The 17,289-nt window shown below is 40.3% G+C and carries 16 protein-coding genes; 5 read left to right on the top strand and 11 right to left on the bottom strand.

Annotated elements, in window-relative coordinates; all coding sequences use genetic code 11:
* Nucleotides 1–230: 230 nt before the first annotated feature.
* The 11 genes from WAA86_RS02395 to hemA all read right to left on the bottom strand — a co-directional run bounded on the left by WAA86_RS02395 (nucleotide 231) and on the right by hemA (nucleotide 9,760).
* A complete protein-coding gene (locus WAA86_RS02395) occupies nucleotides 231–704 on the bottom strand; it encodes a methylated-DNA--[protein]-cysteine S-methyltransferase (protein ID WP_337299369.1) in 474 nt (157 codons plus the stop codon).
* Nucleotides 704–1,933 (bottom strand): hemolysin family protein, encoded by a 1,230-nt coding sequence (locus WAA86_RS02400; protein ID WP_337299370.1) that lies wholly within the window; start codon nucleotides 1,931–1,933, stop codon nucleotides 704–706. Before WAA86_RS02400 ends, WAA86_RS02395 begins: the two co-directional genes overlap by 1 nt.
* 418 nt (nucleotides 1,934–2,351) lie before the next feature.
* Nucleotides 2,352–2,819, bottom strand: coding sequence for a DinB family protein (locus WAA86_RS02405; protein WP_337299371.1), 468 nt, complete (start codon nucleotides 2,817–2,819; stop codon nucleotides 2,352–2,354).
* A gap of 144 nt (nucleotides 2,820–2,963) precedes the next feature.
* Nucleotides 2,964–3,938 (bottom strand): porphobilinogen synthase, encoded by a 975-nt coding sequence (gene hemB, locus WAA86_RS02410; RefSeq protein ID WP_337299372.1) that lies wholly within the window; start codon nucleotides 3,936–3,938, stop codon nucleotides 2,964–2,966.
* Between the two features lie 92 nt (nucleotides 3,939–4,030).
* On the bottom strand, nucleotides 4,031–4,417 hold the full coding sequence (locus WAA86_RS02415) for a YchJ family protein (protein ID WP_337299373.1): 387 nt from the start codon (nucleotides 4,415–4,417) through the stop codon (nucleotides 4,031–4,033).
* A 12-nt stretch (nucleotides 4,418–4,429) separates the two neighbouring features.
* Nucleotides 4,430–5,332 carry an oxygen-dependent coproporphyrinogen oxidase gene (hemF, locus tag WAA86_RS02420; RefSeq protein ID WP_337299374.1) on the bottom strand — a complete coding sequence of 301 codons (903 nt, stop codon included), beginning with the start codon at nucleotides 5,330–5,332 and terminating at the stop codon, nucleotides 4,430–4,432.
* On the bottom strand, nucleotides 5,329–5,823 hold the full coding sequence (locus WAA86_RS02425) for a DUF6973 domain-containing protein (protein WP_337299375.1): 495 nt from the start codon (nucleotides 5,821–5,823) through the stop codon (nucleotides 5,329–5,331). The genes hemF and WAA86_RS02425 overlap by 4 nt, the downstream gene beginning before the upstream one ends.
* Nucleotides 5,823–6,851, bottom strand: coding sequence for a uroporphyrinogen decarboxylase (gene hemE, locus WAA86_RS02430; RefSeq protein WP_337299376.1), 1,029 nt, complete (start codon nucleotides 6,849–6,851; stop codon nucleotides 5,823–5,825). The genes WAA86_RS02425 and hemE overlap by 1 nt, the downstream gene beginning before the upstream one ends.
* A gap of 17 nt (nucleotides 6,852–6,868) precedes the next feature.
* On the bottom strand, nucleotides 6,869–7,555 hold the full coding sequence (locus WAA86_RS02435; protein ID WP_337299377.1) for a uroporphyrinogen-III synthase: 687 nt from the start codon (nucleotides 7,553–7,555) through the stop codon (nucleotides 6,869–6,871).
* 37 nt (nucleotides 7,556–7,592) lie between these two features.
* Nucleotides 7,593–8,507 carry a hydroxymethylbilane synthase gene (gene hemC, locus WAA86_RS02440; RefSeq protein ID WP_337299378.1) on the bottom strand — a complete coding sequence of 305 codons (915 nt, stop codon included), beginning with the start codon at nucleotides 8,505–8,507 and terminating at the stop codon, nucleotides 7,593–7,595.
* Entirely contained in the window at nucleotides 8,504–9,760 is a 1,257-nt protein-coding gene (hemA, locus tag WAA86_RS02445; protein WP_337299379.1) for a glutamyl-tRNA reductase, read from the bottom strand. Before hemA ends, hemC begins: the two co-directional genes overlap by 4 nt.
* Before the next feature lie 204 nt (nucleotides 9,761–9,964).
* Between hemA and WAA86_RS02450 the strand changes: the two genes are divergently transcribed.
* The 5 genes from WAA86_RS02450 to WAA86_RS02470 all read left to right on the top strand — a co-directional run bounded on the left by WAA86_RS02450 (nucleotide 9,965) and on the right by WAA86_RS02470 (nucleotide 17,175).
* Nucleotides 9,965–10,855: a helix-turn-helix domain-containing protein gene (locus WAA86_RS02450; protein ID WP_337299380.1), complete on the top strand. Its 891-nt coding sequence runs from the start codon at nucleotides 9,965–9,967 to the stop codon at nucleotides 10,853–10,855.
* Nucleotides 10,856–11,247: 392 nt separating this feature from the next.
* The gene (locus WAA86_RS02455) at nucleotides 11,248–13,272 is read left to right on the top strand and encodes a hypothetical protein (RefSeq protein ID WP_337299381.1); all 2,025 of its coding nucleotides are present in this window, start codon (nucleotides 11,248–11,250) and stop codon (nucleotides 13,270–13,272) included.
* A 253-nt stretch (nucleotides 13,273–13,525) separates the two neighbouring features.
* Nucleotides 13,526–14,866: a DUF4932 domain-containing protein gene (locus WAA86_RS02460; protein WP_337299382.1), complete on the top strand. Its 1,341-nt coding sequence runs from the start codon at nucleotides 13,526–13,528 to the stop codon at nucleotides 14,864–14,866.
* 303 nt (nucleotides 14,867–15,169) lie between these two features.
* Nucleotides 15,170–16,360 (top strand): transglutaminase domain-containing protein, encoded by a 1,191-nt coding sequence (locus WAA86_RS02465; RefSeq protein WP_337299383.1) that lies wholly within the window; start codon nucleotides 15,170–15,172, stop codon nucleotides 16,358–16,360.
* 200 nt (nucleotides 16,361–16,560) lie between these two features.
* Nucleotides 16,561–17,175: a MarC family protein gene (locus WAA86_RS02470; RefSeq protein ID WP_337299384.1), complete on the top strand. Its 615-nt coding sequence runs from the start codon at nucleotides 16,561–16,563 to the stop codon at nucleotides 17,173–17,175.
* Nucleotides 17,176–17,289: the final 114 nt, after the last annotated feature.

Genomic DNA, 17,289 nt, shown 5'->3' on the forward strand with positions numbered 1-17,289 from the left:
GCAATATATGGAGGTAGCGTTTTGGCTGTTCCAATGTACTTTAAGTGGACATGTTCATCTTAATAGTCCATATACCATAAAACAGACCATGGGGTTTGTTTTGTAATTGGTCCAAATAGGATTGGCGGCCTGGGATCTGGGTTGAAAACAAAGAATAACCGTTGTATGGCGACCATTTGAACAGATGGTAGCCCATGTGGAGTTTAAACAGACCGGGCGGTCTGTAATTTTTAGAAAAGGGATTGTTGTTTAGCCGGACTTTCGTGTTCCAAAAGCCATTTTTTGCGGTGCAGGCCCCCTGCATAACCGGTCAAGGAGCCATCACTGCCAATAACCCTATGGCAGGGTACAATAATCCACAGCGGGTTCTTCCCATTGGCGGCCGCAACGGCCCTAATGGCCTTTGGATCGCCCAAGTCTTTGGATAGGTCCATATAGGATACGGTTTTACCGTAGGGAATTTGTTGCAGTGCCTCCCAGACCTTTTTTTGGAATTCGGTGCCTTCGGGATTTAAAGAGAGACTGAATTGCGTCCGCTTTCCTTCAAAATATTCTTGGAGCTGATAGGCGGCATCCTCCAATTCTTCCGGAATAATATCGGTTAACTTTTCTTGGGAATCCAATATCGTAATATTGGACAGCCCCATTTTATCACCTTCCAGTTTAGCAATCCCCAATGGCGTCTTTATGAAAGCTGTTTCCATTACTTGTCTTCTTCGGTAAGGTCTTTATTGGAATTGTCTTCCTTGGCCTTTTCGGCATTACTGTTGTCATCCTCTGGGTTCGCGGTGTTGGTGTTACGGGTTTTGGAATTATCCAGTGGCTTGGTATCATCAATGATACCCGATCTTTTGGCCCTTTTTTGCCAATTTTTTCGGGCCAGCTGCTGCAAATTCTCCGTATCATCACTTTCATCCATGATTTCAAGTCCCAACAAGGTCTCTATGACATCTTCCATGGTGACCAACCCACTTACAGAGCCGTATTCATCAACCACGAGGGCAATATGTGCCCTCTTGGATATAAATTTCTCAAAGAGTTCAGGAATGGGCTTGTGGCGCTCCACCACCAGAATATCCCTTTTTATTTCCGATAAGGGGGTGTCCCCCTCTTCATTGATAATAGCTTCCAGGACCTCGTCTTTGAGGACAAAACCCGAGATGTTATCTACACGTTCATTATAGACTGGAATTCTTGAAAACCGGAGCTTTTGGTTGGCTTCACGAAATTCTTTGATACTTATCTTTTCAGAGGCCGTTTTCATCACCGATCTTGGGGTCATCACATCTTTGGCCACAATCTGGTCAAATTTCAACAGGTTTTTGATCACGGTGGATTCAGATTTTTCGAACACGCCTTCCTCTTGCGCAATATCTGCCATGGCCGTAAAATCTTCCCTACTGAGTATGCTTCCGTGATGTCCTTTTCCGCCTATAAGTTTGGTAAAGAGTTGTAGGGTCCATAAAAGACCTGTCCATTTAAGTCCCAATACCATAATTTTTAATGATTTGGCGCAGAAATTGGCCAATTTTTTCCAATAGGTGGCTCCTATCGTTTTTGGAATGATCTCCGAAGCCACCAATATAAGGATGGTCATAATGGTAGATACAAGCCCTACCATGGCTTCTTCCGTAAAGGGTATCCCAAAAAGATTTTTCTCGGTGCTCCCGTAGAGTTCCACATAGGCAACCTTGGCTTGGACTCCCACTAAAATAGCCCCAACGGTGTGGGCTATGGTATTTAAAGTCAGAATTGCGATTAGCGGTTGGTCAACATCTTTTTTAAGGTCTTCTAAAATAAAGGCAAAACCTTTGCCCTCCTTTTTTTTGACATTGATGAATGTTGGAGTAATGCTTAATAGCACGGCCTCTAGGATAGAGCAGATAAATGATACCAGAATCGAGATAATGGCAAAGAGAATGAGTAGACCCATATATTTTTTAAAATTCTAAGGTAAGCATAAAATGAAAAAGAGAATAGCCCTAAACGAAGAGATTGTGATCCTTTCCACTTGAAGTTTCAAAGCGCTACTTATCAAAGGGGATGGATTCAGTGGGCACCTTGCAGAGAATCGGATTTTAATCCTTACCAAATCGTGGGCCATAGCTCTACGTGGTTTAAGGAAGTTAGAGCCTAAAAAAATAACGATTGGTTAAAAATACCAAATAGTTTTGCAGTTTTGGCCTATTTGGAAAAGCAATTTGTAGTATTAAAGTAAGTTTGTAAGTCTTGGGTGATAAGTAGATGCAATACAATACATTACTAAATTTATAAAGGCACAAGGTTCTTTAGTAGTGACGAAGCACGGTGGGTAGTTGCTTATGGGGAATCATGGAAAATATATCAGAGGATTACCATCCTCTATAACTCGGGGGTTCTATATGGTTGAGGTTTAGATAGACAATCAATTGGCCCCTATGATGGGTAACATGGTCCTGCAATAAATTCAATATTTGAAGTTTTGACTTTTCACCCGCAAAGAAAGCCACCTTCGTATTCAGGTCTTCTGGGGGTGTATTTTTTATGGCCTCGCTTACCATATCAAATGCGTTGGACAAGTTGGTGATGGTCTGCACCTTTAGATCGGTGTCGGTTATGGGTTCCCTTTTCGGTGTATTGAAGTAGGTTTCTCCCAACCATTCCATATTCTGCTGGATATGTAGCAACTGCGCTACAAAGGTCATTTCCCTGCTGGTAGGTTTGTAGTCGTATTGTTCAAGGGGCATGGCCTCGGCAACTTCCAATAAGTAAGCCTTTGAATTCTGCCATTTTTCGAGAAATGTGGGTATGGTCTGGTCCTGGGAGTGAGCTTGACTCATAAATAGACTGAGGAGTATAAAACTGAGAATTTTCATTTGGACTGTAGCGTATTGTTTATTTAGCGGTTGTAATTTACTCAAAAAAAATGCCTTCACATGATTCATGTAAAGGCATTTATAAATGTTTTGGGAAGGCTATTGGCCTTATCCCATTAGTTTAACGGCGTCTTTGGCAAAATAGCTAGCGATAATGTTGGCGCCGGCCCTTTTTATCGCCAAAAGCTGCTCCATCATCACGGCATCATGGTCTAGCCATCCTTTCTCGGCTGCCGCCTTTACCATGGCATATTCTCCAGATACTTGGTAGACCGCTACTGGGACATCAACGGCATTTTTAATTTCGCGAACAATATCCAAATAGCACAATCCGGGTTTTATCATGACGATATCCGCGCCTTCATCTATATCCATTTCGGTCTCTTTAATGGCTTCAAAACGGTTCGCTGGATCCATTTGGTAGGTTTTTTTGTCGCCAAAACCGGGTGCGGAGTCCAAGGCATCCCTAAAAGGGCCATAGAACGCACTGGCATATTTGGCACTATAACTCATGATACCCGTATGGACCAGACCCTCTTCTTCCAAAGCTTCGCGGATGGTCAGGATTCTGCCATCCATCATATCACTGGGAGCCACAAAATCTGCTCCGGCAAGGGCATGGGATATGCTCATTTCGGCCAAGACTTCAGCAGTTTCGTCATTGATGATCTGTCCGTCTTCCACAATGCCATCGTGACCATAGGAGGAATACGGATCCAAAGCTACGTCTGTCATGACCAACATGTCCGGACAGGCATTTTTAATGGTCTTAATGGCCCGTTGCATCAGGCCATCTGGATTTAGGGCCTCTGTGCCCTTATTATCCTTTAAATGGTCAGGAACTTTTACAAAAAGCAAAACCGCGCCCAAGCCCATCTTCCACAGTTCTTTTACTTCATTCTCCAAATGGTCCAAGCTCAACCTGAAGTAATTGGGCATAGAAGGTATTTCTTCTTTTACCCCTTTTCCTTCCACTACAAACAGTGGAACCAGAAAATCACTTGGGGTTATAATGTTCTCACGTACCAAGGTGCGGATGGATTCGTTGGTTCGGAGTCTTCTATTGCGTCTTAAAGGGTACATAGTTTATGCTATTTTAGTACAGTAAAGATAAAGGAATGCCAAATGCTGCCAATGATCCTTAACTTTGATGTCGATTAATATGTTTTCTATTTTTATTCTGCCAGACCTACATACATCCAATGGCCGTTTTCACGTTCAAAAGCCGATTTCTCATGGAGGACCTCCACCTTGCCATCTTTGTAATAATACGCATTGAAGGTGACGGTTCCATGGTTGTCCTTACGGGAGCCTAGGGTAGATTCCAAAACTTCCAGCCGGATCCAATTGACCGATTTTGCCCATTCAACAATGGCCTTTTTTTCTTTCAAAGGTCTGGTCGAGGAATGGTGGCTTGCCATCAGGTAATCCCCATTGGCCAATACAAAGGCCGTATACCGGGAACGCATCAATTGTTCCGCAGTCACCGCATCAGAAATATTCTGGTGGGAGATTTCACAACAATCGGTATATTTTTTATCATTTCCACAAGGACAGTACATATATCGCAGTGATTAAACCCAATTTTTGGGCGATTTTAAAATTTCCAATAAACGTTCCTCTTCACTACCTTTTTCCGGGTGGTGATCGTACACCCATTGCACATGCGGCGGTAGGCTCATCAAAATACTTTCGATACGCCCATTGGTCTTTAAACCAAATAAGGTGCCTTTGTCATGTACCAAATTGAATTCCACATAACGGCCGCGACGTATCTCCTGCCAATCCCTATGTTCTTTGGTATAGGGCAGCTCCTTTCGCTTTATAACAATCGGTACATATGCTTCCAAAAAGCTATTTCCCACCTCTGTAACAAAATTGTACCAAGCATCCATGTCCATTTCTTCGGTGGCCTTGCAATAGTCAAAAAAGAGTCCGCCTACACCTCTGGCCTCGCCTCTATGGGTATTCCAGAAGTATTCGTCGCATTTTTTCTTGTACATTACATGGAATTCAGGGTTGTGGGCATCACAGGCTCTTTTACAAACCGAATGGAAATGGACGGCATCCTCATCAAACAAATAGTAGGGGGTAAGATCCTGTCCTCCTCCAAACCATTGGTCAACAATATTCCCTTCCTGGTCGTACATCTCAAAATACCGCCAGTTGGCATGTACGGTAGGCACCATTGGATTTTTGGGGTGAAGCACCAGGCTCAGGCCACAGGCAAAAAAATTGGCATCTTTCACGCCAAAATAATCCTGCATGCTTTTGGGGAGCTCTCCATGTACCCCTGAAATATTTACACCGCCCTTTTCAAAGACATTGCCATTTTCTATAACCCGGGTACGACCACCACCACCTTCAGGACGATCCCAAAGATCCTCCCTGAAATTCGCCTTACCATCAATTTCCGATAGTTTGGACGTGATGGTGTCCTGAAGTTGAAGTATGTAATTGTAAAATTTATCTTTCATTTTAGGTCTACTATATATACAAGTCGATCAGTATGCTTCTTTAAACCATCCGAGGTCTTAATTTTTATTGCATCGGGAAGCTTCAATTTTAATTGAGTTATCCCTTCTTCCTTGGACACGGTGCCGTTTCCTAAGAATACATTCCTGCCCACCTCATTATTGTGGAGGTCCATGGCCCTGGCCAGATCCCTGTTTGGTGAAAAATCTTCATGCCAGTTGGTGATCAATTCAGCCCAAAGAACGGCCTTACTGTTCTTGCGGGTCCATTTTTTGCATTCAGCTGCAATCAAAAAGTTCCATAGCGCATGTCTAAATGCATTGGCCACATTGTTCTTGTGGTGTTTCCTACCGAAATATGCATTGCAGAGGCGTATACATTGTATCGTGGCACTTAATGTGGGGTATGCGAACAAGGGAAAACGAAGGAGTAGCTTCAAAAGTCGCCAAGCATCCCTGGGCGTCACCAATCTCCATACCCCCCAAAAGTCCATTATCCTTTATATTCCTTTACGGCATCCACAAAAGCCTTGGCATTTTCCAAGGGAATGTTGGGTAAAATACCGTGGCCCAGATTGGCAATATACCTGTCCTTCCCAAACTCATTGATCATCTGTGTTACCATCTTTTTGATTTCCGCTGGTGGCGATAATAACCTGGAAGGATCAAAATTTCCCTGCAAAGTTATTTTTCCACCACTCAAATAGCGGGCGTTTTGGGGGGAACAGGTCCAGTCTACACCCAATGCCGATGCTCCGGAAGTGGACATATCCTTTAAGGCAAACCAACATCCTTTTCCAAAGGCGATGACCGGAATCTCATCCTTTAGGGCATCAATGATCTGCTGTATGTATTGCCAAGAAAATTCCTGGTAGTCGGTGGGTGACAACATGCCTCCCCAAGAATCGAATACCTGCACCGCATTGACTCCTGCAGCCACTTTAGCTTTTAAATAGGCAATGGTGGTATCCGTTATTTTTTGTAATAACGCGTGCGCCACTACCGGCTGTGTAAAACAAAGTTCTTTGGCCTTATCAAAATTTTTGCTCCCCTGTCCCTGAACGCAATAACAAAGTATGGTCCATGGGGATCCCGCAAAACCGATCAAGGGGATTTCATCGTTCAGTTTTTCTTTGGTCATTTTAATGGCTTCCATCACATAGCCCAAGGAATCTTGGATGTCTGGCACGATCACGCGGTCCAGATCTTTTTGGGAGCGAATGGGATTTGGTAAATAAGGTCCAAAGTTGGGCTTCATCTCCACATCAATATTCATTGCCTGAGGGATTACCAAAATATCCGAAAAGAGAATGGCGGCGTCCATACCATACCTGCGTATGGGCTGTACTGTAATTTCAGAGGCCAATTCTGGAGTTTCACAACGAGTGAAGAAATCATATTTATCTTTCAAGGCCATAAATTCTGGCAAGTAGCGTCCTGCTTGGCGCATCATCCAAACCGGGGGTCTTTCTACTGTTTCTCCTTTTAAAGCTCTTAAGAATAAGTCGTTTTTTATGCTCATATATAAATGTTGTAACCCTAAGCGCTCTCCAAGGGCCTATTATTAAATGTTTTTATTACCTGTACCAACACATTTTCTATGGTTGGTTTATTTGCGATGACTATGTTGTCTGTCAATGCTTCTAGAGCAGCGGCCGTTGTGGTGCCTATGCAAAAAGCTGTACTGTTTCCTATGGTATTTGCCGTCAAGTAACTTTCTACTCCAGACGGACTAAAAAATAATACCCCATCAAAATGACGGTCGAATTTTTTGGGATTTAGTCTGGTGGCATAGGCCGTGATCTCTTTACAAGGGATGTTGTTCTCGCGCAGGCGATTGGGAAGCTCATCGCGTCGTAGATTGCCGCACAAAAACAAAAAAGACTCATTTTTATGAGATTTGATGATGGTTTCGGCCAATTCTGCCCCATAATTGGCTATTTCAACCACTTTTAGTCCATTTTCTTCCAAAAGAGCAGCTGTTTTTTCACCCACACAAAAGCACTTCAAAAGGGAGAGATCCACATTTTTTTCCTTGCTGATATTTTCTAGAAAGGCCATAACCGCATTCTGACTGGTAAAAATTAGATTTTGGAAACTGTTGTCCATGGAGAAATCAGCGAACGCTATGGTAATGGCATCGTACGAAACCACGGCAATCCCAGCGTTCAGCAGACGTTCCTTTTGTGCAAGGGACAGGATTTTTGTGGATAGTATGGTCTTCATAGTACGTTCAACTTCGTCTTCCTTGAGTAGGAAAACGTTAGTTTGTCATCTCTTTCTTTATGGTAGCCATCAGTTGGGCTCCTCCATTTTGCAATATATTTTGGGCACAGCTTTTGCCAAAACCGCTTGCCTGTACCAGGGGAATGCTTTTTTCTATTTGTAATTTTTGAGACCCATCCAAAGAAAACAGGACCCCTTTAAAGTCTAGTACATCATCCTTTATGGTCGCCAAGGCTCCGATGGGTGCCGTACAGCCACCTTCGAGTGTTTTTAAAAACTCCCTTTCCACAGTGGTGCAGATTTCTGTTTGGGAATGGTTGAGTTTTGCCAATGCCTCCCTGCAATAGGAGTCTTTTTCCATGGCAGCAACGACCATGGCTCCCTGTGCCGGGGCTGGGACCATCCAATCCAATTTCAAAAAATGTTCTGGCAATAGGTTGATGCGCTCCAATCCTGCAGCGGCAAAAATAGCGCCGTTCCATGCATTGTCCTTTAGTTTTTGCAAACGGGTGTTCACATTGCCCCTGAGATCAACTACGGTATGGGATGGGTATTTATTGAGCCATTGCGCCTTTCGCCTTAAGCTTCCCGTGGCAATGGTTCCTTCTGCCTCCAAGAATCCCAAACCTTTGTGGACGAGGATATCCTCGGTGCGGGCGCGTTCCAAAACTGCTGCCTGTACCATGCCCTTGGGGAGGGCGGTAGGGACATCCTTCATGGAATGAACCGCAATATCAATGGTGCCATTGATCATGGCAATGTCCAACGTCTTGGTAAAAATGCCGGTGATCCCCAGTTCATATAAAGGTTTGTCAAGGATAATATCTCCTTGGGACTTTACCGGTAAGAGCACGGATTCGTACCCCAATGCGGAAAGCTTGTCCTTAACAGTGTTTGCCTGCCATAGTGCCAATTCACTATCGCGCGTTCCAATGCGTATTACCTTACTCATTTGGACTCTATTTCTAATTGAAATACCTTTTGGATCAGATCCAGGCTGATATCCGCATCGGTATCGTCCCCTTTGAGGTGGTTGGCGAAACGGGTGGTAATCTTTTGGATAATGCGGTCAGAAATAATTTCCGCTTGTATGGAATTGAAGTCGGACAGTTTTCTGCTCTGGAAATCGAGCTCTTCCTCCTTCATAGTCTTTAATTTCTTTTTTAAGGCCTTGATGACAGGAGCAAATTTTCTGGTCTCCAACCATTTGATGAAATCGTCCTTGGTTTCGTCTATGATCACTTCGGCCTGAGGAATATACTGCTTTCTTCGTTCCAAGGTCTGATCCGTCATCTGGGACAGGTCGTCCAAATGAACTACGGTCACATTGTCCAAAGCCGCTACATCATCGGAAACATTCTTGGGAATGGAAAGGTCCAAGATCAACAATGGCTTTTTGGTATAGATCAATTCTTTGGAAATGGTGGGCGATTGTGCGCCCGTAGCCACGATCAGTACATCCGTGGTGCGGATCTCGGTCTGTAGATCCCCATAGTCCTTGACCAATAAGTTGAACTTGCCAGCTATCTTTTCGGCCTTGTTCTTGGTGCGGTTAATGAGGGTAATATGTGTATTCTTGGTATGTTTTATTAAGTTTTCACAGGTATTGCGCCCTATTTTTCCCGTTCCAAAAAGTAAAATGTTCTTGTCGGAAACGTTGGGTACATTGTTCATGATATATTGTACCGAGGCAAAAGCTACGGAAGTGGCCCCTGAAGAAATTTCTGTTTCGTTTTTGATGCGCTTACTGGCCTGTATGACCGAATTGCACAAACGTTCCAAAAACGGATTGGCGATCTCGAGACGCTTGGAGCGGTTAAAGCTTTGTTTTAACTGACTGATAATCTCAAAGTCGCCCAATATCTGACTGTCCAATCCAGTTCCCACGCGGAACAAATGGCTGATGGCGTCATTGTTCTTGTACACATAGGCCACATCCTGGAATTCCTCCACGGTGCCATTGGTATTGTCGCAAAGCAATTTGATCAATTGAAAAGGGTGCTGGGCGAAACCGTGCAGTTCGGTACGGTTACAGGTAGATGTCACCAAAAGACCATCAATATCCTGGTCCTTGGCCTGCCTCAATAAGTTTTCCATGGCTTCTTCTTCCAAACTGAACTTTCCACGGACCTCGGCGTCTGCCTTTTTGTAGTTCAGGCCAATGGTGTAAAAAGAGTTATGTTTGGAGATATGGTAATTCTTCATACAATCCTTTCAATCGACCACAAAAATAATTTCATAGAAGCTATAAAAATAACGCTGTAGGAACAATAAGTAACGATTCAAGTTTTTTAACGTCATTTTTAGGTCAAATTCGCCCATATGTGCTATTTTTGTTAGGGTTAACGAAATTCTACAAAAAATAATTTAGAACGTTTCTAAATAGATTGCTCACATAGAAAAAGGTTTATGGAAACAAAAAATATCGCTGAAGGTTCATTCGAGGAAGTTTTTATTGAAGATGGATTTTATGTGCTTAAAATCCAGAATGATGCGCCTCAGATTCAAAAGGTTACGCGACAGATTGATAGTTCTTTTATACAGTTCCACTTCTGTTTGAAAGGGGGTGCCAAATTTATTTTTAATGATGGGCGCTACGCTCTGGACGTATCGGAAGAGAACTCCCTGTTGTTGTACAATACCCAGATGGACCTCCCCTTGAACCTGGAGCTCAACCCTAATTCCTGGTTGGTGTCCGTGGTGATGACCATTCGGAAATTCCATTCCCTTTTTTCCAAAGAGGCCAATTACATCCCTTTCCTCAGTGCGGAGAACAAGGATAAAAAATACTACACCCAAGAGGTGGTAACCCCGGCGATTGCAGTGATCCTCAGCCAAGTCATGAACTACCATTTGCACCCTTCCATTAAGGAGTTGTATATCAAAGGAAAAATCTACGAGCTTATTGCACTATACTTTAACCGTAGTGAGGATGCTGATGTGGAGCAGTGTCCGTTTTTGGTGGATGAGGACAATATTAAACGTATCCGCAAGGCCAAGGAAATTATCATCGCCAGAATGGCCGAACCCCCATCCCTTGCAGAACTCTCCGAGGAAATAGGGCTCAGCCTTAAAAAACTGAAGGAAGGTTTCAAGCAGATCTATGGGGACAGCGTCTATAGCTTTTTGTTCGATTATAAGATGGAGTACTCCCGCAAGATGCTCGAATCTGGTATGCACAATGTCAATGAAGTGGGACTCAAAGTGGGGTACAGTACTGCCAGTCACTTTATTGCTGCCTTTAAGAAAAAGTATGGCACCACGCCCAAGAAATACCTGATGTCACTGGCCAATGGCTAGGGCACTGGCGCCTTTTGGGTTTGGGATATGAATATGGGGTAGGAAATTTCTCTTTTCCTGTTGTCTTTCTCCTTTTTCCAAAAGCAACTTAGCATAGTTATTGGTTTTTATTGATGCTTCTTGGTAATCAATTTTTCTTTTTTGATACCTCAAATACTATTAAAATTGACTTTTTAATGCTTATTGGCTATAAATAGGCGGTTTCTTGTATTTCTCCAACTATTTAATGGTCTTATATTTTCAACTTAAAATTGTAGATTTCTTTTATGCATTTCGTGAAGCGTACTATCGTATTATTTTCTATATTGTGTCTAATTATAAATGGATAGGTGGGCCATATGGTTTACTTTATTCAGACCTTGCCTACAATTCTGAAAAAAGAACCATAAAGAATGATTGTGCCTGTCGAAAATATTGTTGAAACTGTTGATTTAACAGCTGATGACGTTCTATTGCCAATGATGGAATGTATAGTAAATTCTGTTATTAGCTTGCAACAATTGGACAAACCAAATGATAAAAAAATTATTCAAGTAAAAATCATTCGAGGTAGTTCACCAAAACAAGCAAGCTTCGACAATATAAGAACTATTGATAGCATTGTCATTACTGATAATGGAATTGGATTCAACGAGAAAAATTACAAATCATTTGAAACACCTTTCTCAAAAATAAATAAAGAATTCGGCTGTAAAGGCATTGGTAGATTTACAGTTTTGGCAGCATTTGAAAATTTAAAAGCAAGAAGTAATTATTTTGAAAATCGAGATTGGCATTATAGAGAATTTGAATTTAACTCAAATGACGAACTCAAACCAATAAGATTCGAGATTTCAGACAAGCCAGAATCAAAAACAACTGTTGAATTAAGTAATTGCTTTAATGAAATTATTAAAGAAAAATCTGCTTTATCATTAATTCAGATTTCAGAAAAAATTATGGAACATTGTTTAATTTATTACCTCAATGATTCCTTACCAAGTATTGTCGTTTATGATGAAGAAGGCAAAGAAGCAGAATATATAAATGACCTTTTTGCAAGAGTTTCAAAAGAAAAAGAAAGAACATTTACTGTAAAAAATCATCCTTTTAAAATTTACATTACTAAAACACCAAAAGAAGGAAACAGAAAAAACAATTACGTTTATTATTGTGCGAATTCACGAGTGGTTGGTAATCCAAAAAACATTAAAAATTTCAATAGCCTATTTAATTATCCTATTTCTAAAAACGGTAATTTATATTATTTAGATGTTTATGTAGTATCAGAATTTTTAAATCAAAAAGCGTTTAGCACTAGAAACGGGTTTAATATTCCAAAAGAAAACGAAAATCTACTTTTTAACAATTCAGAACAGGTTACATTCCAAGATATTGAAGAAAAACTTACAGAAGTTTTAGAAGATGAATATGACCAATTTGTAAAAGACTCTAAAATTAAAAGTCAAAAGCAAATAGAAAATTACATAATTGACAATGCGCCTAGATACAGGAGTTTTTTAAAAAATCCTGCAATTTTAGATTCTATTCCACCAAATCTTTCGGAAGATAAACTAGAGGAACATCTATATAAGATTTCATATTCGGCACGTAAAAAAGTTGAAAATCATATTGAAAAATTCATTGCGGAAAAACATATTAGTGAAGAATCAATTGAAAAGATAAAAGATGACATAAGAGAAAAAACTGCATACGACATTGACAGTTTAGCGGACTATATGACAAGACGTAAAGCAATGATCCAATTGTTCGAGAAATTTTTAGATGCTGATGAAGAAGGTAGATATAAATTAGAGGAAGATGTTCACAACATAATTTTTCCAATGGGTTTGACTAATGACCAAACCTCATACGAAAACCATAATCTATGGTTATTGGACGAAAGGTTTATTAATTATAAGTTTATCGCTTCAGATAAATCTATAACATCTTTTTCACAAAAGAAAAGTAGTAAAGAACCTGATTTACTTTTGACAGATAACCCAGAAATGTTTGATAATCCAATTAGTTTTGGAAATAGAAGTGCGGGAGAAGTCAATTCAATGGTGATTTTTGAGTTTAAGCGTCCAGGAGAAATTGCTCATCAGAAAAACAAAGGAGATTATAGATGGCAATTCTCTGATTTAGTGGAACCCTATTTTGATGAATTTCTTTACAAACAAGACAAAAAAAATTATAAAGGAAATCACGTTATAATAACGGAAAACACCCCAAAATTTGGATTCATAGTTTTAGACGTAATTCCACCACTTTTAGCAAAATTTAACGAAGGAAAAGGATGGAAAAAAACGCCATTTGGAACTTATTACAAAATTCAATCTGAATTGAATATGCATATTGAAGTTATGACATTTAGAAAATTATTAGATATAGCCCAAAACAGACATAGTGCATTTTTTGATAAACTTTTTGCATAGAAATAAAAATACTGTAGGCAACAACGTATATAAAAAATAGCGGTTTAAGTGTTTAAACTAAACATAAATAATACAACAAAGGTCAGCTATAAACCGAAAAGTTATAGCTTAAAATCCGCTACTTTTCATATACAAGACCGTTATCTTCAATTGTTCGATACATATTATGATAGGCATTAAATCACTTATTTATTCTTTTATATTCTCATGCTTGTTAATCTCGGTAGTAGTGGCTCAAAACCTGGAACCACAAATGATGTATCCGGATACATTAAGGAGTAGTAATGATTCTGTATATATACATAGTCCAAAATGGGACAAAGAATTGAGGTTAGGGATATCTAAAGACGAAACTATTAACTGGGGGACCAATGGCTACAAAGGAGTTTATTTTGAGATTTGGACCGATTTGGATACTATTAAAATACCCCATGTAAACTACCCATTTGAGCAACTAATAAAAATTCCTTTAGTATCTTCAACGGACACAACACTCTGCATTCTAAGGTTCCAAGCAAGCACCTCCAATTTTGACGATAACTATATTGTAAATAACAAAGGAAAAGCAAGCTTTGAAATTCCAGAGGCCTATGAGCTCGCAAACATAATTCTCTATTTGAGCGAATGTTCGAAAAAAACGAATAATTATCCCGAAAATACGGCTTATGTTAAAAATCTAGCAGAACATTTTTCAGCCTTTAAAAACCATAAGCTAATTCAAATTTTGAACCAGCAATGTTCTAAATCGGATTATTGGGATACCTATTACGGCTTTCGAGAAAACAGCATGGCCTTTAAATTTGTTGAAGAATATTTGACCTACGATACACCATATAAACAAGTTTATTGGGACAATTCTGAAATCATGGGTGGTCAATTTAGGAACATGCTTTACCTCATCCAGGATTTTGCTGATCTATCAAATTTTAGGGGTTTCTATAACAACAATCTGGAGTACTATGAAAGATTAAAAGAAAGGGAAGCAGAACTAATGCCTATCCATCGTATGTGGAAGTGGCTTGAGCAAGAATTCCCACAAAGAATGGATTCTTATAAAATTATTTTCTCTCCATTAATCGAGGGTTCGCATAGCACCCAAAAATTTCAAAAAGGATTTTTCCGTGACCCAGAATTTCAGGAATGTGTTATGTTCGTCAACGCTACCGAAAATATTGATTCCAACCCTGACTACTCAGAAAAAATTAAAGAAGGTCTTATGTCTGGAATTGTATTTACTGAAATTGACCACAATTATGTTAATCCAACAAGTGATGAATATGTTCAAAAAATCAAATCATTATTTCACAACAAGGATTTATGGGCAACAAAGGATGCACAACATAATTATAAAAGTGAGTATGCCATATTTAATGAATATATGACCCATGCGGTATTTTGTCATTATATCTTGGAGAATTATTCTAAGGACATTGCAAAAACAATAATTGATAAACGAATATCCCTAATGGAAAGAAGAGGTTTTTCTAAGTTTAAGGTATTCAATGAAAAACTGCAAAATCATATGAAGAATACTAGTCGGACGCTATATGATTCATATGATGATATTTTAAATGTGATGAAAAGTATCAAGTAAACGGAGGAAAGGTCTCGGCGCTAACATAAATGAAAAGTTGACTCTATGAATAACCTGTCACAGGTAAGGACCACAAAGTAGCTTATACTAAAATTTCAAAGTTACGGTACATTGGACCTGTGTGATCACAAGCTCGATTTAATTAACATCAAATCTCAACAACCCAAATGATAGCCTAAATCGTTACTAACAAACATTCCCTTGGGCGTTTATAAGTGTACTCTGCATTAAACAATTCATTTAATATACCTTGGCAAGAAAATTGATTAACATCACTCCATTTAGAACTAAGCCATTTCCGTAATGACCAAAGCCCTTTTTTTCTTACTCCTCTTTGTATCCATGGTCCCACTTTTTGGGCAAACTGGTTTTAACGTCATAGACAGTGCGTCCCAAAAAGTGCCCAAGGGGTTAAATACCGCAGATGAAATTGCCCTTTATCTCACCAAAGATCTAAAAAAGGAAGACGAAAAGGTAAGGGCCATCTATATCTGGATCACCCATAATATCCAATACGATATGGCCCAGATCAGTACTCCCATCACCTATACCGAAGAGACGGATATTGCAGAGGAGGCCCTGAAAAACAGAAAAGGCGTTTGTGAACACTATGCCCAACTCTTTACCCGCATGTGCAGCGCCATTGGGATACCCTCCTATGTGATTCCCGGCTATACCAGACAGGCAGACGGTGCTAAAATTGATCCTTTGAACCATGCCTGGAATGGCGTAGTGGTAAACAACAAATACTACCTGGTAGACGCCACTTGGGATGCCGGGTATTTTAACAAAGGCGGCTATGTGCACGAGTTCCAGGACGACTTCTTTTTGATAGAGCCAAAGGAATTTTTAAAAACCCATATGCCCTTTGATCCCATTTGGCAGTTTCTTAACAATCCCATGACCCATACAGCCTATGCCTCCAAAGATTTTTCAAGACTGGGGCAAAAGGGAAATTTTGCCTTTCGGGATTCCATTGCAAAAATGACCACATTGGATTCCATTTCCAGCATAAAAGAAAGCATTGCTAGGATAAAAAAGGCCGGGGTGACCAACGTTCTTATTCGGGAAGAAATCTCTCAAATGGAGAATTTGATTCAATATTACCACTATAATCATTGGGTGTCCCGTTTCAATGCCATCAATGGGGAACTAAAGCTGGCTGTGGATGAAATCAATTCTGCGGTAGCCTACCACAACGCCTTTTTTAAGATGATCAATAAAAAACAAGGGGAGTCACAAGAAAGAGATAGGGGGATCAAAACAAACCTCGGCAATGCCAGTGATCACCTCGCCAAAGGAAAGGCGTTTATAAAAATGGCCGAATCCCAGCTCGGGAGTTTGGAGTATTTAGGGAACAATAAGGACCATCTCCAGCATACGACAACAAACAAAAAAAATCTCCTCGCCTATATTGCCCAGCTAAAGGAATCGAATTTAAAATTGGAAGCCTCAATTGGTAAGAACTGGGAGTATTATCAAAAAAGACAGTAAGCAGGGAACAACTACCTGTGTTACTTTTATGATTTCTTAGATTCATGCGTTATTTCTAGGAATATGCCATATTTTTGCTAAAAAATGGACAAATTGGTTGTTTTTTGATAAATGTGGGCCTCTTCATGAAAATTATCCTTCAGTACTACCCTGCAAAAAACTTAAATATTTACTTTTAAAAACTAGAAGTAATTGTCCCTATGAATGAAATCCTAACCACCATACTTTTTCTAATTGCCGTTATAGATCCCTTGGGTTCCGTGCCCGTTTATTTGGAAGCTACAAAACAATTCGATTTAAAACATCGGAAACGTATTGCCGTGAAAGGTTCGGCCGTGGCCTTTGTGGTGTTATTGATTTTTATCGTCCTCGGGCAACTCGTACTGGAAGGGATGGAGGTCTCTTTGGATGCCTTTCAGATATCCGGTGGGGTAATTTTGTTCCTCTTCGCCCTGACCATGATCTTTGGTGATGGCAAACCAGAGTCCGAAAAACATCTGATCACAGATTACAAGCACGTGACCATTTTTCCTGTGGCCATCCCGTCCATTGCCTCCCCAGGGGCCATTATGGCGGTAGTGCTGATGACCGATAACCATGTGTATACCATAGAGCAACAAATTATCACTACCATTTTAGTGTTCGTAGTTATTCTTCTTACCTGCTTATTGCTCCTTGCCGCGAACAAAGTAAAAGAAAGCGTGGGCGAATACGGAATTACGGTGGTGAGTAAAATCATGGGATTGATCTTGGCGTCCTACGCCATTCAAAGTATTTTGTCAGGTCTAAAGGGATTTTTCGTGGTATTGGAATAGGACGGGCAATACATCCCATAGTTCTGAAATTATATTGCTTTCCAAAGGGCAAGTGACCTACAATTCATATTGGCGTTGGATGCTTTTTAAGCAATAAGTCCGTATATTTCTATA

The organism is Sediminicola sp. 1XM1-17 (assembly GCF_037203765.1).
Taxonomy (GTDB): domain Bacteria; phylum Bacteroidota; class Bacteroidia; order Flavobacteriales; family Flavobacteriaceae; genus Sediminicola.

Coding starts and splice junctions, on each gene's coding strand:
- WAA86_RS02405 (WP_337299371.1), bottom strand. CDS start 2,819: ATGAGTCAAGCTCACTCCCAGGACCAGACCATACCCACATTTCTCGAA.
- hemB (WP_337299372.1), bottom strand. CDS start 3,938: ATGTACCCTTTAAGACGCAATAGAAGACTCCGAACCAACGAATCCATC.
- WAA86_RS02470 (WP_337299384.1), top strand. CDS start 16,561: ATGAATGAAATCCTAACCACCATACTTTTTCTAATTGCCGTTATAGAT.
- hemA (WP_337299379.1), bottom strand. CDS start 9,760: ATGAAGAATTACCATATCTCCAAACATAACTCTTTTTACACCATTGGC.
- WAA86_RS02450 (WP_337299380.1), top strand. CDS start 9,965: ATGGAAACAAAAAATATCGCTGAAGGTTCATTCGAGGAAGTTTTTATT.
- WAA86_RS02400 (WP_337299370.1), bottom strand. CDS start 1,933: ATGGGTCTACTCATTCTCTTTGCCATTATCTCGATTCTGGTATCATTT.
- hemE (WP_337299376.1), bottom strand. CDS start 6,851: ATGAGCATAAAAAACGACTTATTCTTAAGAGCTTTAAAAGGAGAAACA.
- WAA86_RS02435 (WP_337299377.1), bottom strand. CDS start 7,555: ATGAAGACCATACTATCCACAAAAATCCTGTCCCTTGCACAAAAGGAA.
- WAA86_RS02455 (WP_337299381.1), top strand. CDS start 11,248: ATGATTGTGCCTGTCGAAAATATTGTTGAAACTGTTGATTTAACAGCT.
- hemC (WP_337299378.1), bottom strand. CDS start 8,507: ATGAGTAAGGTAATACGCATTGGAACGCGCGATAGTGAATTGGCACTA.
- WAA86_RS02465 (WP_337299383.1), top strand. CDS start 15,170: ATGACCAAAGCCCTTTTTTTCTTACTCCTCTTTGTATCCATGGTCCCA.
- WAA86_RS02460 (WP_337299382.1), top strand. CDS start 13,526: ATGATGTATCCGGATACATTAAGGAGTAGTAATGATTCTGTATATATA.
- WAA86_RS02425 (WP_337299375.1), bottom strand. CDS start 5,823: ATGGACTTTTGGGGGGTATGGAGATTGGTGACGCCCAGGGATGCTTGG.
- WAA86_RS02395 (WP_337299369.1), bottom strand. CDS start 704: ATGGAAACAGCTTTCATAAAGACGCCATTGGGGATTGCTAAACTGGAA.
- hemF (WP_337299374.1), bottom strand. CDS start 5,332: ATGAAAGATAAATTTTACAATTACATACTTCAACTTCAGGACACCATC.
- WAA86_RS02415 (WP_337299373.1), bottom strand. CDS start 4,417: ATGTACTGTCCTTGTGGAAATGATAAAAAATATACCGATTGTTGTGAA.